Origin of the sequence: Actinomadura sp. 9N407, assembly GCF_044326315.1 — a bacterium.
In the GTDB taxonomy this organism is placed as follows: domain Bacteria; phylum Actinomycetota; class Actinomycetes; order Streptosporangiales; family Streptosporangiaceae; genus Spirillospora.
The window spans coordinates 13,847-28,424 of the sequence record NZ_JBIRAW010000004.1 but is presented as its reverse complement, the minus strand read 5'-3'; the positions used below and the strand labels follow the sequence as shown (position 1 = coordinate 28,424).

Annotated in this window: 12 protein-coding genes; 3 read left to right on the top strand and 9 right to left on the bottom strand. The window is 71.9% G+C overall.

Features of this window, described 5'->3' with window-relative positions; translation table 11 throughout:
• Positions 1-91: 91 nt before the first annotated feature.
• The 6 genes from ACH34Q_RS07780 to ACH34Q_RS07755 all read right to left on the bottom strand — a co-directional run bounded on the left by ACH34Q_RS07780 (position 92) and on the right by ACH34Q_RS07755 (position 7,311).
• Positions 92-964: a polysaccharide lyase family protein gene (locus ACH34Q_RS07780; protein WP_395982095.1), complete on the bottom strand. Its 873-nt coding sequence runs from the start codon at positions 962-964 to the stop codon at positions 92-94.
• Between the two features lie 3 nt (positions 965-967).
• Complete coding sequence (locus ACH34Q_RS07775; RefSeq protein WP_395982094.1) at positions 968-2,557, bottom strand: alkaline phosphatase D family protein; 1,590 nt, start codon at positions 2,555-2,557, stop codon at positions 968-970.
• A gap of 132 nt (positions 2,558-2,689) precedes the next feature.
• Positions 2,690-3,505, bottom strand: a complete 816-nt coding sequence (locus ACH34Q_RS07770; RefSeq protein ID WP_395982093.1) for a carbohydrate ABC transporter permease — start codon at positions 3,503-3,505, stop codon at positions 2,690-2,692.
• Entirely contained in the window at positions 3,505-4,635 is a 1,131-nt protein-coding gene (locus tag ACH34Q_RS07765) for a carbohydrate ABC transporter permease (RefSeq protein ID WP_395982092.1), read from the bottom strand. The genes ACH34Q_RS07770 and ACH34Q_RS07765 overlap by 1 nt, the downstream gene beginning before the upstream one ends.
• Before the next feature lie 7 nt (positions 4,636-4,642).
• The gene (locus ACH34Q_RS07760) at positions 4,643-5,932 is read right to left on the bottom strand and encodes an ABC transporter substrate-binding protein (RefSeq protein WP_395982091.1); all 1,290 of its coding nucleotides are present in this window, start codon (positions 5,930-5,932) and stop codon (positions 4,643-4,645) included.
• Positions 5,929-7,311, bottom strand: coding sequence for a Gfo/Idh/MocA family protein (locus ACH34Q_RS07755; protein WP_395982090.1), 1,383 nt, complete (start codon positions 7,309-7,311; stop codon positions 5,929-5,931). The genes ACH34Q_RS07760 and ACH34Q_RS07755 overlap by 4 nt, the downstream gene beginning before the upstream one ends.
• A gap of 145 nt (positions 7,312-7,456) precedes the next feature.
• Here ACH34Q_RS07755 and ACH34Q_RS07750 point away from each other — a divergent pair, with 145 nt between their 5' ends.
• Positions 7,457-8,596, top strand: coding sequence for an ROK family protein (locus tag ACH34Q_RS07750; protein WP_395982089.1), 1,140 nt, complete (start codon positions 7,457-7,459; stop codon positions 8,594-8,596).
• 185 nt (positions 8,597-8,781) lie between these two features.
• Here the strand turns inward: ACH34Q_RS07750 and ACH34Q_RS07745 are convergent, their stop codons facing one another.
• The 3 genes from ACH34Q_RS07745 to pdhA are packed head-to-tail and all read right to left on the bottom strand — an operon-like array spanning position 8,782 to position 12,223.
• Complete coding sequence (locus tag ACH34Q_RS07745; protein WP_395982088.1) at positions 8,782-10,080, bottom strand: dihydrolipoamide acetyltransferase family protein; 1,299 nt, start codon at positions 10,078-10,080, stop codon at positions 8,782-8,784.
• A complete protein-coding gene (locus ACH34Q_RS07740; RefSeq protein WP_395982087.1) occupies positions 10,077-11,093 on the bottom strand; it encodes an alpha-ketoacid dehydrogenase subunit beta in 1,017 nt (338 codons plus the stop codon). Before ACH34Q_RS07740 ends, ACH34Q_RS07745 begins: the two co-directional genes overlap by 4 nt.
• An 11-nt stretch (positions 11,094-11,104) precedes the next feature.
• Positions 11,105-12,223, bottom strand: coding sequence for a pyruvate dehydrogenase (acetyl-transferring) E1 component subunit alpha (gene pdhA / locus ACH34Q_RS07735; RefSeq protein WP_395982086.1), 1,119 nt, complete (start codon positions 12,221-12,223; stop codon positions 11,105-11,107).
• 205 nt (positions 12,224-12,428) lie between these two features.
• Between pdhA and ACH34Q_RS07730 the strand changes: the two genes are divergently transcribed.
• Positions 12,429-13,055, top strand: coding sequence for a GntR family transcriptional regulator (locus ACH34Q_RS07730; protein ID WP_395982085.1), 627 nt, complete (start codon positions 12,429-12,431; stop codon positions 13,053-13,055).
• A gap of 121 nt (positions 13,056-13,176) precedes the next feature.
• Positions 13,177-14,544, top strand: coding sequence for a xylulokinase (gene xylB, locus ACH34Q_RS07725; protein ID WP_395982084.1), 1,368 nt, complete (start codon positions 13,177-13,179; stop codon positions 14,542-14,544).
• Positions 14,545-14,578 lie beyond the last annotated feature (34 nt).

The following is a 14,578-nucleotide window of genomic DNA, read 5'->3' as shown; positions in this document are numbered from 1 at the left end:
TGTTGACTCGTGGCGTGTTCGCCTGTTCACGGCACAGGGAGGGCGAACACGCCACGAGTCAACGGGGAAGGGCGGTCACGGGGAAGGGCGGTCAGCGGGCGAAGATGCCCAGGGCGTCGTAGACGTGCCAGGAGCCGATCTGCTTGTCGATGGTCAGGACGTTCTCGCCCGCCTTCAAGGCGGCGGTGGGAAGGGCCAGCTCCACGTACGACGGCTTGAGCGGCGTGCTCGGCAGGGTCGCGTCCCCCTCCAGGGAACCCCGCGTACCGCCGTTCTCCAGCTTCACCTCGCGTACGGGTGTGCCGTTGAGGGCGAGCTGGATCGTCCCGGGAATGGAGGCGTGGGTGTCCACCAGCCAGATGGCCAGCCACGTCTCCCCGGACGGTACGGCCTCCAGCGGGAAGCGGAACGTCGCGCGGCTCGGCTTGTTGCCCGCCCAGGAGTCGGACGGCCCCGGCTGGATGTACGCCCAGTCGTTCGCCGGTGTGCTCTTGCCGTACGTGTAGTCCGAGCCGTTGGGGAACCGGGTGCGGTACTGGGCGTACCCATTGGGCGCCAACGCCAGTTCCAGCGTCTTGTGGTCGAAGTCGCCCACGGTGGCGAGCGCCTTGCCGGCGACGGTCACGGACTCGATGCTGTGAGCGGCCAGTTCGGCGGACGGGCGGCTGCGGTTGCCGGCGGCGTCCACGACGACGACGCGGTAGTACCAGTCCTGGCGCTCGCCACCCATGCGGTCGTGCATGAAGAAGCCGTAGACGGTCTTGCCGATGAGCGTCTCTGGGCCGATGCCGAAGCCGCGCGAGTGCGAGCCATAGATGGCGTAGTGGTCGACGAGGGGCTCGTACGCCTCGCCCTTCCAGGACAGGCGGATCCGGCCGATCCCGGCCTCGGCGCGCAGGGCGTGCACGGGACGGGGCCGGCGGCCGGCGAGGGCGAGGGCCGAGCGGCGGGTCACGGTCGTCATCGGTCAGACCTCTCGGTTCAGGCCGGGACGCCCGGCCTCGGTGACGAAGCGCGCCGTCGTACGGACCGGGGCGCCGGGACGGGTGACGTACTCGACGGTCTTGTACTCGGAGGTGAGCTTGGCCGGCGTGAGATCGCAGCTCACATACCCGCGCCGGGCGTTGTAGAGCTTGACGTGCGGGTTGGCCAGCCAGAGCCTGCCCGTGGAGTCGGTCTCGGCACCGTCGCCGTCGGAGCCGATCGAGCCGGTGACCAGCTCGGTCCCGATCGTCTTGGACGCGGGGTCCTTGAAGTCGGCCTTGAGTTCGGCCGCGACATGGCGGTGGATGTCGCCGGACAGCACCACCGGATTGGCGATGCCGTGCCGGTCCAGCGCCGACCACAGCCGCTTGCGGTTGGCCGGGAAGCCGTCCCACATGTCGTTGCTGTAGAGCTCGCCGGGTCCCGTGTCGCGGTCGATCTCCGCGACGACGACGCCGGAGCCGAGGAGGTTCCAGGTGGCGTCGGACTCGCCGAGACCGTCGTACAGCCACTTCTCCTGGCGGGCCCCGAGGAGCGAGCGCTTCGGGTCGTGCCGCTCGGGGGAGTTGTCGGTGACCACTCCGGCCGGGTAGGTGTCGCGGTACTGCCGGTTGTCGAGCATGTCGATCTGCGCGAGCCGGCCCCACTTGTAGCGCCGGTAGAGGGCCAGGTCGGGGCCTTCCGGACGCATCACGCTGCGCAGCGGGAGGTTCTCGTAGTACGCGCGGTACGCGACGGCGCGGCGGCGCAGGAAGTCGGCGGGCGGTACGCCGGTCTCCGACCACTCGTCGGCGTGGTTGTTCTGCACCTCGTGGTCGTCCTGGGTGAACAGCCAGGGGGCGATGGCGTGCGCGGCCTGGAGGTTGGGGTCGGTCTTGAACAGCGAGTACCGCAGGCGGTGCTGCTCGAGCGTGTTGATCTCGACCGCGTGCTCCGGGCCGGGCAGCGGGACGCCCTGCCGCCACATGTTGGTCTGGGTGATGCCGTACTCGTAGATGTAGTCGCCCAGGAAGAGGACGAGGTCCAGGTCCTCCTTGGCCATGTGCTCGTACGCCGTGAAGTGGCCGTGGTACCAGGCGGCACAGGACGCCGTGGCGAACCGCAGCGAGTCGGGCGTCGTACGGGGATCCGGGGCGGTGCGCGTACGGCCGGTCGGGCTCAGCTCGGAACCGGCACGGAAACGGTAGAAGTACTCCCGGCCCGGACGCAGCCCGTGCACCTCGGCGTGTACGGAGTGGGCCAGCTCAGGGGTCGCGAGGGCCTGGCCGCGCTTGACGACGCGCTTGAACGCGGCGTCCTCGGCGACCTCGTACCGGACGGTGAAGGGGCGCGGCGGCATGCCGCCGTGCCCGTCGGCGGCCAGCGGTGTGGGCGCGAGGCGCGTCCACAGCACGAAGCCGTCCGGGAGCGGGTCGCCGGACGCGACGCCCAGCGTGAACGGGTCGGACGGCACCTTGCCGCCCGCGGTCTCGCCGGCGGCGGCGTGACCGGTGCCGGCGGCGAACGCGGCGGCGCTCACCCCGGTCATCGCCAGGAACGTCCGGCGTCTCGGAGCGGGCAGGGGTGATCTCATGCGCGTACTCCAGGGGGAAGGGCCCGGTCGGGCGGCGGACTGGAGGAATCTTGGGCACGGGACGTGGACGGCGGGCGTCCTGCGGTCAACGCGGGATGATCGGCGAGCGGGTCATTCGAGGCCGCCGCCGGGTCATTTCAGGCCACCGGAGGTGAGGCCGGCGACGATGCGGCGCTGGAAGGCCAGCACCACGAGCACGAGCGGCACGGTCACGATGACCCCGGCCGCCATCTGGGTCCCGAACGGCTGGTCGTAGCCGTGCTGGCCGGTGAACTGGGCCACGATCACGTTGGCGGTCTTCATCGCCTGGTCGTTGACCATGCTCACCGCGATCAGGTACTCGTTCCACGCCACCACGAACGTGATGATCGCGGTGGTGAACACCCCGGGCGCGGCCAGCGGCAGGATGATCTTCCGGAACGCCTGGCCGGCGGTGCAGCCGTCCACCATCGCCGCCTGCTCCAGCTCGAACGGCAGCCGGCGGAAGAACGCGGTGAGGTTCCAGACCGCCAGCGGCAGCGCGAACGACAGGTTCGGTACCACCATCGCCTGGTAGCTGTTGATCCAGCCGATGTCGGTGAACAGCCGCAGCAGCGGGACGATCAGCAGGCTGCCGGGGAACATCGAGGTCGACACGATGAGCGCCAGCGCCGCCCGCTTGAACCGGAACCGCAGCCGGGCCAGCGCGTACGCCGCGGTGATCCCGATGATCAGCGTCAGCAGGGTGGTGATCCCGGCCACCACCACGCTGTTGCCCAGCGCCCGCACGAAGCCGTTGCCCGGCTGGAACACCGCCCGGTAGTTCTCCAGCGACACCGGGCTCGGCAGCACCGACATGTCCAGGATGTCGTTGGTGCGGCGCAGGCTGGAGACGACCATCCAGTAGAAGGGCAGCAGGCAGAAGACCACCACGATGGCCGGCGACAGCCGGTCGGTCCAGCGCCGCATCACCGCTCGTCCTCCTTACCGATCATGTCGTTCCCCTTCTGGGAGGACGACCCCCCAGACCCCCCGCGAGCGGCTCCGCCGCCATGCCTCTCTTCGTTCAGCATGTCGGCGCCAAGCAGCCGTACGAAGACGTACGCGGCCAGCGCGATGTAGAGGAACAGCACCGTCGCGGTCGCGGCGGCGGGGCCGTAGTTGAGGTTCATGGCGTCGTCCCAGGCCAGCTGCGACAGCGTCTCCACCGAGGGCTTGCGGGTGCCGATCAGGACCTGCGGCAGGTCGAACATCCGCAGCGAGTCCATCATCCGGAACATCACCGCGACCAGCAGCGACGGCATGACCAGCGGCAGCGTCACGTTCCTGAACCGCTGCCACGCCCCGGCCCCGTCGACCCGGGCCGCCTCGTACACCTCGTCGGGGATCACCTGCAGCCCGGCCAGCACCAGCAGCGCCACGAACGGCGCGGTCTTCCAGGTGTCGGCGAGGATCACCGCGAACTTGGCGGCGACGCCGTCGGCGGTCCACAGGATCTCGCGGCCGAGCACCTTGTTGGCCACGCCGTCCGCCGAGAAGATCCACCGCCACAGCAGCGCGGAGATCGCGGTCGGGATCGCCCACGGCACCAGCACGCTGGCCCGGAAGATCGCCCGCCCCCGGAACGCGCGGTGCATCAGCAGCGCCATCCCCAGCCCGAGCAGCGTCTCGAGCACGACCGTGGTGACGGTGAAGAACGTGGTGTTCCACAGCGCGGTGAGGAACCGGTCGTTCCCGATCAGGCTCGTGTAGTTGGCCAGGCCGCTGAACCGCTCGGCCTCCACCACCAGCCCGTCGGCGTCCAGTTCCTCGCTGGTGCGGTGCAGCGAGTCCCAGACCGCGGCCACCAGCGGGAACGCGATCACCACGGCCAGCACCGCGAGCGTGGGGGACAGCAGCGCGGCGGCGAGCCGCCCCTCGCCCGCCGTCGCCCGCCCGCCCGAACCGGTTCCGGTACGGGCCCGGCGGAGCCTGCGGGCGGGCCGTCCCCGGCCGGGATCCCCCGTGTGGGCCTGGTCGCCTGGGGGAGCGGCCCCGGCCGGGGACGTGACCGACGGGCCGGCCGGATCGCGGCCGGTGTCGGTGGTCAGCTTCTCCATGAGTGGATCAGTCAGCCAGGCCGGCGAGGGCGGTCTGCAGTTCCGTGGCGGCCTGGTCGGTCGTCTTCTTGCCGGTGATCGCGGCGGTGACGTGGTCCTGGATCGCGGCGGTGACCTCGTTGTACTTGACCACGACCGGGCGCGGCTTGGCGGTCTCCAGGCTCTTCTTCATGACCGGCAGGTACGGGTACTGCTTGATCAGCGCGGGGTCGTCGTACAGCGCGGCGCGCGACAGCGGGAACGACTGCTCCTTGTTGTACTCGCGCTGCACGTCCAGGCTCACGATGTACTGGATGAAGTCCCGCGAGGTGGCCTGGTGCTTGGAGAACGCCGAGACCGACAGGTTGTTGCCGCCGAGCGTGCCCGAGCCCACGCCGTCCTTGCCCGGGAGCGGTGCGATGTCGAACTTGCCGTTCACCTTGGACGTGCCGTCCTTGGCGGCGGCCAGCGCGTACACGTAGGCCCAGTTGCGGTGGAAGACCAGCTGCCCGTCCTGGAACGCGCGCCTGCTCTCCTCCTCCTTGAGCGTGATGCCCTTGGACGGGATCGTGCCGTTCTTGAACCCGTCCACCAGGAACTGCAGGCCCGCCTTGGCCTGCGGCGTGGTCACCTGGGGCTTGCCGCTTGCGTCGAACACCGTGCCCCCGGCGGACTGCACGGCCTCGGAGTAGTTGACGGTCAGGCCCTCGTACTTGTCGTACTGGCCTGCGAAGCAGTCGGCGTCCTTGCCCTCGTCGGTCTCCTTGACCTTCTCGCAGGCGGCCTGCATCTCGGCCCACGTCTTCGGCGGGTCCTTCACACCGGCGGCTTCCAGCAGGTCGGTGCGGTAGTACAGGATCCCGGTGCCGGTGAGCCAGGGCGCCGCGTACAGCTTGCCCCGGTACTTACCGGTCTCCAGGGCGGCCGGTACGAACGTGCTCGGGTCCAGCTTGCTCTCGTCCAGCGGCAGCACCCAGCGGCGCGCGGCGAACTCGGCCGTCCAGACCGCGTCCAGCCGGATCACGTCGTACGCGTCGGACTTGATCTGCGCGTTCTGGACGAGCTGCTGCCGGGTCTGGTCGCCGTCCTCGGGCAGCTCGACGATCCGCACCTGCTCCTTGGGGTGCGCGTCGTTCCACTTCTTGACCAGCTTCTGGATGGTGCCGGTCAGGTCCTTGCCGGTGGCGAACGTGATGGCGCCGCGCGCGTCGTTGGTCGCCGTGCCCGCGGCGTCCTTGCCGTCGGAGCCGCCGCACGCGCTCAGCACGAGGGCGAGGGCCAGGGATCCGGCGGCGCCGGTCCACACTTTTCTGGTCATGGGGTCGCAGTACCTTTCGCGGGGGGTTGCGGAGAGGGTGCGCTCTCGGAGGGGGCGGTGCCGGCGGAGCCGATGCCGGCGGAGGCGATGCCGACGACCGTTCCCGCGTGGCGCGCGCGTTCGGCCGCCCATACGACGCGGTGCGAGGCAAGGCTCTCGCGGCCGCCGGAGGCGAGCGGGGCCGGGTCGCCGGCCGCCAGTGCCGCGACGAACGCGTCGGCCAGCGCTTCGTCGGCGGCGTCGTGCCGGCCGTCGGGCGCTTCGTGCTCGGGGCGGGTCGAGGCGGGAACAGGACCGGATCCGGTGTCGAAGGTCTCCAGCTCGCCGGTGACGAAGTCGCGCAGCGAGAGCCGCACGCCGTCGCCCTCGATGCAGCCGGCCGAGCCGAAGATCCGGGTCTGCCGCTGGGCGTACGGGGAGAACGCGGTCACGGTGAAGGTGCCGGTGGCACCGGACGGGAATTCCATGTTCACGACCTGGTGGTCCACCACGTCGTTGTCGCAGTCGTACACGCACCGGCCGTACGGGCCCTCGCGCAGCGCCGCGACGACGCCCTCCTTGGTGAAGTCGTCGGTGATCGCGCCCAGCGGCCAGGCCTCGCGCTCGGGATCGCCGAGGCAGGACAGGTAGAGCCGCTTGGCGGAGTACGCGCACTCGGGTTCGACCGAGCAGTCCAGGCAGCGGGCGGCGGCCCCGGCCGGGCGGTTCTCCGGCCGGAAGTGCGACAGCCGCCCGAACGAGCCGACCCGGGACGGGGTCTCGCCCATCACGTGGATCATCCAGTCGATGTCGTGGACCGACTTGGTCATCAGCATCGGGCCCGACTCGTCCTCCCTCCGCCAGTTGCCCCGTACGTAGGAGTGGGCGTGGTGCCACCAGCCCACCGGTTCCAGATGCTGGACGCTGATCGGGGTACCGATCCGCCCCGCGTCCAGGAGATGCCGGATCAACCGGGTGTAGGGCGTATAACGGAGCACGTGACAGACCGCCAGCATCGTCCCGGCCCGCTCGGCCGCCGCGACCACCCGTTCCGCGTCGGCCTCGGTGGTGGCCATCGGCTTCTCCAGCAGGATGTGGTAGCCCTGCCCGGCCAGCCGGACGGCGGGTTCGGCGTGCTCGGTGTCCTGGGTCGCGATGATCGCGCCGTCGGCCAGCCGGTGCTCGCGGCCGGCGTCGACCAGTTCGGTCCAGCTCGCGAACACCCGGTCCGGCGGGATCCGGTGCTCGGCGGCGAACCGCTCGCGGCGCTGCGGGTCCGGCTCGGCCACCGCGACGATCCTGCCGCGCGCGGTGGCCAGGATCCGGCGGGCGTAGGTCGAGCCGCGCAGCCCGGCGCCCACCACCGCGATCGTCGGCCGCGCGCCGTCCGCTGCCACCACTGCGTCACCTGCCCTCTGAGCTGCACGTCGCTTTACGAAAGGGTCTTTCGTAAGTAGGTTGGCAATAATGTCCACGGTCGGCCGATCCCTGTCAAGGCCCTGAACCGAGCTCGTGAACCGAGCCAGTGAATCGACGAGAGGTGCCGTGTCCGAAATTTCCCTGCACGGGGGCGATCCTTCGGTGCTCCGCAGGCTCAACGCCGCCGCGACGCTGCGCGCGCTGCGCGGCGGGGGCGAGCCCACCCTCAGTGAGCTGGCCCGGCTGGTCGGGCTGTCCCGCCCCACCACCGAGGGCGTGATCGGCGAGCTGACCGGGCGCGGCCTGGTGGCCGAGGTCGCGCCCCGTTCCGGCTCCGGCCTCGGCCGTCCCGCCCGCCGCTACCGGTTCCGCGCCGAGGCCGGCTACGCGCTGGGCCTGGACATCGACGCGCACAGCGTCCAGATCTTCCTGGCCGACCTCAACGGCCAGGTCATCGGCTCGCACCGGGCCGGACTCGACGTCGGCTGGGAACCTCCCGAACGGCTCGCCGCCGTCCGCGCCGCCATCAAGACCTGCCTGTCGGCCACCGGCATCGACCGTTCCGCCCTCTGGGCCGTGGCCGCGGGCACCCCCGGCGTCGTCACCGCCGAGGGCACGGTCGCGTTCTGTACGGTCGTCCCGGGCTGGCAGGGCCTCAATCTGGGCCGCGAGCTGGGCCGCTCGTTCGCCTGCCCGGTGTACGTGGAGAACGACGCCAACCTCGCCACCATGGCCGAACGCTGGCGCGGCGTGGCCGAGGACACCGACGACGTCATCTGCGTCCTGGCCGGCCTGCACACCGGCGTCGGCGCCGTCATCGGCGGCCGGCTGCACCGCGGCCGCTGGGGCGCGGCGGGCGAGATCGGCATGCTTCCCGAGCTGGGCCTGCGCGATACCACGGCCGCGCTGACCGGCGTCCCCACCGGTTCGGTCCGCGGCGCCGAGGACGCTGCCGCGGAGGCCGTCCTGACCGCCGCCCAGCACGACGACCCCGAGGCCGTCGCCCTGGTCGAACGGCTCGCCGCCCGGATGTCGCGCGGCATCGCCGCGATGGCCCTGGCCATCGACCCCGAGATGATCGTCGTCGGCGGCGCGCTCACCCGCGCCGGCGACCGGCTGATCGACGAGCTCCGCCGCCAGGTCCGCCCGCTCTGCCTCAGCCCTCTGCGGATCGAGGCCTCCACCCTCGGCGACGAGGCCGTCGGCGTCGGTGCCGTACGGCTCGCCCTCGACCGCATCGACGAGAATCTCTTCCGCGTCGACTGACCCATGACGGCTTCCGCGCGGCCGGTTCACGGACGTTCACGCGGTCATTCAGCGGCAACGTGATGTCAGTGGCAGCTTGATTTCAGTGGCAGCGTGATTCAGTGGCAGTACGTGCGTTCGGCGTGCACCTGGCGGCGGTCGGCGACCGCAGCGTCAGGTGCACGCCGAACACGTGGTGCGGTAGGTCAGGCGACGATGAGCAGGGGCTGCTCCAGCAGCTCGGCGAGGCGGGCCAGGAACGCGGCGCCCGTGGCGCCGTCGCAGGCGCGGTGGTCCACCGACAGCGTCACCGCCATGCGCTTGCCCGGCACGACCTGGCCGTCGCGGACGACCGGCTCGTCCCGTACCGCGCCGACCGCGAGGATGGCGGCCTCCGGCGGGTTGATCACGGCCGAGAAGTGCGCGATCCCGTACATGCCGAGATTGCTCACGCTGAACGTGCCGCCGCTCATGTCCTGCGCCGGCAGCTTGCCCTCGCGGGCCTTGCCCGCCAGCTCGCGGGTCTCGGTGCCGATCTGCGAGACGCTCTTGCGGTCGGCGTCCCGGATGACCGGCACGAGCAGGCCGTCCTCGACCGCCACCGCGATGCCGATGTTCACCCGCTTGTGGAACAGCAGGTCCTCCGGCGTGTACGAGACGTTCACGGCGGGGTGCTCGAGCAGCGCGGTCGCGCACGCCTTCACGATCAGGTCGTTCACGCTGACCTTGGCGGGAGCGAGCGCCGTGTTGAGCGTGGCCCGGAACGCCAGCAGTTCCGAGGCGTCCACCTCGCGCGTCAGGTAGAAGTGCGGCGCGTTCTGCTTGCTCTCGGTGAGCCTGCGGGCCGCGACCTTGCGGAACCGGTTGAGCGGCACGCGCTCGACGTCGGCGTCGTCCGCGCGCACGGGCGCGGCGGCCGGCGCCGGCTTGGCGGGGGCCTCGGCGGGCGCCTCGACGGTACGGATCGCGGCCTCGATGTCCGCGCGGATGACCCGGCCGCCCGGGCCCGACCCGTTCAGCGTGCCCAGGTCGAGACCGTGGTCGCGGGCGAGCCGGCGCGCGAGCGGCGACGACGGCGGCCGCGACCCGCGTGCCGGCTCAGCCGCCACAGGCGCAGGTGCAGGTGCAGGGGCGGGCGCGGGGGCTGCGGCGGGGGCCGGTGCCGGTGCCGGGGGAGCGGCAGCGGGCTCGGGCGCCGCCTCGGGCTCCGGCTTCTTCGCGGGAGCCGCGGCCGCAGCCGCGGCGATGTCCGTTCCCGGCGGGACGACGATGGCGATGGGGGAGCCGATCGGGGCCGCCTCGCCCTCGGCGACGAGGATCTCGGCGAGGACGCCGTCCTCGTACGCCTCGTACTCCATGACGGCCTTGTCGGTCTCGATGTCGCAGATGACGTCGCCGACGGCGATCGCGTCTCCCGGCTTCTTCTGCCAGGAGCTGATCACGCCCTCCTCCATCGTGTCGGAGAGCCGGGGCATCAGGATCTCGGTCGTGGCGGTGTCGGTCATCGGGAGGTCTCCAGGGCGATGCGGCCGGTCGCGCGGAGGGTCTCGCGGACGGCGGTGATGAGGGAGTCGGCGGAGGGCAGCGCGGCCAGCTCCAGCGGCTTGGCGTACGGCAGCGGGACCTCGGCCATCGCCACCCGGCGGACGGGGGCATCGAGCCAGTCGAAGGCGCCCTCCTGGATGGTGGCGGCGATCTCGGCGCCGATGCCGTAGGTGAGCCAGTCGTCCTCGGCGATCACGGCGCAGCCGGTGCGGCGCACCGAGTCGACGAAGGTCTGCCGGTCCAGCGGGCGCAGGCTGCGCAGGTCGACGACCTCGGCCGAGATGCCCTCCTCCGCGAGCCGTTCGGCGACCTCGGTGGCGACCGTGGCCATCCGGGAGTAGCCGATGATCGTGATGTCGGTGCCGGGCCGGGTGACGGCGGCGCGGCCGATCTCGGCGGGCTCGATGTCGGCGACGTCGGCGGGCAACTCTCCCTTGCTGTTGTAGAGGGAGAGGTTCTCCAGGAACAGCACCGGGTCGTCGTCCCGGATCGCGGCCTTGAGCATCGCCGACGCCTCGGCCGGCGTGCTGGGCGCGACGACCTTCAGGCCCGGGATGAACGAGTAGAACAGCTCCACGTTCTGCGAATGGGTGGCGCCGAGCTGCTGCCCGCCGCCGCCGGGCGTGCGGATCACCAGCGGGACGCTGCACTGGCCGCCGAACATCCCGTAGATCTTGGCGGCGTGGTTGACGATCTGGTCCAGCGCCAGCAGCGAGAAGTTGATCGTCATGATCTCGACCACCGGGCGCAGGCCGAGCATCGCGGCGCCGATCGCGGCGCCGACGAAGCCCTCCTCGGCGATCGGGGTGTCGCGGACCCGGCGCGGGCCGAACTCCTTGAGCAGCCCTTCGGTGATCTTGTACGAGCCCTCGAAGAGCCCGATCTCCTCGCCGATCAGGAAGACGTCGTCGTCGCGCAGCATCTCGGCGCGCAGCGTGTCCCTCAGGGCCTGGCGGTAGGTGACAAGTGCCATGGAACGGCTCCTCAGGAACGGAACAGCGGGTCGGCGGGCAGGCGGCGCAGCTCGCCCGCGACCGGCGTGGCGTAGGTGTAGTCGAACAGCGTGGACGGGTCGGGCGCCGGGCTCTGATCGGCGAACTCGGCGGCGGCCGTGACCTCGGCGGCGACCTCGGCCGCGATGGCGGCGCGGTCGTCGGCCGACAGCACGCCGTCGCGCTCCAGGCGGTCGCCGAGCGCGGCCACGGGGTCCTGGTCGAGCAGCGCCTGGCGCTCCTCCTTGGACCGGTAGCGGGCCGGGTCGACGACCGAGTGGCCGCGCAGCCGGGGACTGACGGCCTCCAGCAGGTACGGCCTGCTCTCGGTGCGGGCGTGCTCGACGGCGATGCGGGCCGCGTCGCGTACGGCGACCACGTCCGCGCCGTCCACCCGGGCGCTCTCCATCCGGTACGCGGCGCCGCGCCGGTACAGCTCCGGCTCGGCCGAGGACGCCTCGACCGTGGTGCCCATCCCGAGCCCGTTGTTGATCACGACGAAGACGGCCGGCAGGTTCCAGAGCGCGGCGATGTTCAGCGACTCGTGGAACGCTCCGATCGCGGCGGTGCCGTCGCCCATCTGGCACATCACGACGTCGTCGCCGCCCTTGTAGGAGACGGCGAGCGCGGCGCCGGTCGCCAGCGGGACCTGCCCGCCGACGATGCCGTACCCGCCCAGCAGCCGGGCCTCGGCGTCGAACAGGTGCATGGACCCGCCCCAGCCCTTGGAGACGCCGTCCGACCGCCCGTACAGCTCGGCCATCACCCGGCCGGGCGCGATGCCCTTGGCCAGCGCGTAGCCGTGCTCGCGGTAGTTGGTGAACAGGTAGTCGGTGGGCCGCAGCGCGGTCATCAGCCCGACCACCGTGGCCTCCTCGCCGAGGTTCAGATGGCAGTAACCGCCGATCTTGGCCTCGGTGTACGCCCGGGACGCCCGCTCCTCGAACCGGCGGATCAGCAGCATCTGCCGGTAGTAGCCGACCAGCTCCGCGCCGTCGGCGGCGGCCGGTTTCGGGCCCTTCGCGGCGGTCCCCGCCCTGGTCCGGCCGGTACCGCCGGTGGTCTTGCGGGGACGGGTCCCCGCGGCCCGCGCCTGGGTGATCTCGGCCATCGGCGTTCTCCTCACGACTCCTGGAGCGCACCGCGGGGTCGCCGCGGGCCTCCATCGCTCAGCATTGATCGGATCTTCATTGATCGGATCGTCGACGATCGGGCGCGCAACGATCAATGATCGATCATATGTCCTGCTATCAGTATGCACTGACCAGCCGGTTCCCGGGAAGTGCCGCTCATGCGGCGCCCTCTACCATTGGCGCGTGAACGTTTCCGCTCCGCTGCTGCGTACCGGCCTGGCCGCCCAGATCCGGGAGTTCATCGTCGACGGCATCAGCGCCGGGCGATGGGAGCCGGGGGAGCGGATCGTCGAGCGCCGGATCGCCACCGAGCTGGGCGTCAGCCAGGGGCCGGTGCGCGAGGCGCTGCGCCAGCTGGAGGCGCTGCGGCTGGTGGAGAGCCTGCCCAACCGCGGCGCGCGGGTCCGCCCGTTCACCGAGCAGGACCTGGGGGAGATATTCCCCGTCCGGGCCGGGCTGGAGCGGAGCGCCGCCGAGCTGGCGCTGCCCCGGCTCGCCGGGCGTGTGGACGCCCTGGAGCGGCACAACCGGCGGCTGGCCGAGGCCGCCGAGACCGGCGATCTGCAGCAGCAGATGCGGCTCAGCATCGAGTTCCACCGCGAGGTGGTGGAGGCGGCCGGCAACCGGCTGCTGGTGTCGGTGTGGGAGTCGCTGGGCATCGAGCTGTGGACGACCCTCTCCCTCCGCCTGCACCAGACCGAGATCTACTCCAAGTCGGCCGAGCACGCCGTGCTGATCGAGGCGTTCCGCCGGCAGGATCCGGAGGCCCCGCGGATGCTGCACGAGCACGTGATGAACTACGCTCCCTGATCACCGTTGTGTCGGCGGTCACACCGGTTTAGAGTGCGGGAGTCGAATCGCTTCGACAGAGCTGACAGGGCGGCGGCAGAGCGGCCCGGTGGCTCGGCGGAGGCTCGGCCAAGGAGGATCAGTGCTCGTCGCCGGGATCGATTCCTCGACCCAGTCCGTCAAGGTCGTCCTGTGCCGTGCCGAGGACGGCGCGGTGGTCGATTCGGCCACCGCACCGCATCCGGACGGCACCGAATGCCATCCCCGGCACTGGTGGGAGGCCCTGAACAAGGCCTACGACCTGCTCGAACGGGCCGACGCGATAGCCGTGGCGGCTCAGCAGCACGGCATGGTGGCCCTCGATGAGGACGGCGAGGTGGTCCGTCCCGCGCTCCTGTGGAACGACACCCGTTCGGCGCCGCAGGCACGCGCGCTCGTCGGCGAGCTGGGCGGCGCCGGGACCTGGGCCGAACGTACCGGCAGCGTCCCGGTCGCTTCGTTCACCGTGACCAAGCTGCGCTGGATGGCCGAGAACGAGCCCGAAAACGCGCGCCGCACCGCCTCGGTCATGCTCCCGCACGACTGGCTGACGCTGCGGCTCGGCGCCGACGGCCCGGTCACCGATCGCGGCGACGCCTCCGGGACCGGCTACTGGTCCCCGGCCGAGGGCCGCTACCTGCCCGAGCTCGTCACCGCCGCGCTCGGCCACGAGCCCGCGCTGCCCCGGGTCGCCGGCCCCGCCGAGACGGTCGGCACGACGCCCTGGGGCGCGCGGCTGGCCCCCGGCACCGGCGACAACATGGGAGCCGCGCTCGGCCTCGGCCTGCGCGAAGGCGACGTGGCCGTCTCGATCGGTACGTCCGGGACCGCGTTCGCCGTGGCCCCCGCCCCGGCCGCCGACCCGTCCGGCCTCGTGGCCGGCTTCGCCGACGCGACCGGCCGCTACCTCCCGCTGGTCGCCACCCTGAACGCCGCGCGCATCCTGACCTCGGCCGCCGCCCTGACCGGTACCGACCTGGACGGCCTGTCGGCGCTCGCCCTGGCCGCCGAACCAGGCGCGGGCGGTCTCACGCTCCTGCCCTACCTGGACGGCGAGCGCACCCCTGACCGGCCGGATGCCACCGGCGTCCTGTCGGGCCTGACCACGTCCAACGCCACCCGCGAGAACCTCGCCCGCGCCGCCGTCGAGGCCCTGCTGTGCTCGCTGGCCGACGCCGTCGATCACCTCGCCGCCCAGGGCGTGCGGCCGCGCCGTACCCTGCTCATCGGCGGCGGCGCCCGCTCGGCGGCGGTCCGCGCCATCGCTCCCGCGATCTTCGGTACGCCGGTGACCGTCCCCGAGCCCGCCGAGTACGTCGCGCTCGGCGCCGCCCGGCAGGCCGCCTGGGCCCTGGCCGGTACCCTCGAGCCGCCCGCCTGGCCGCCCGCCCCCGCCACCGAGCACACCGCCGCCCCGGCCCCGGACATCCGGGCCCGCTACGCCGCCCTGCGCGACACCCCGACCCGTTGACTCGTGGCGTGTTCGCCTCGTTCGGTGCCGGGGA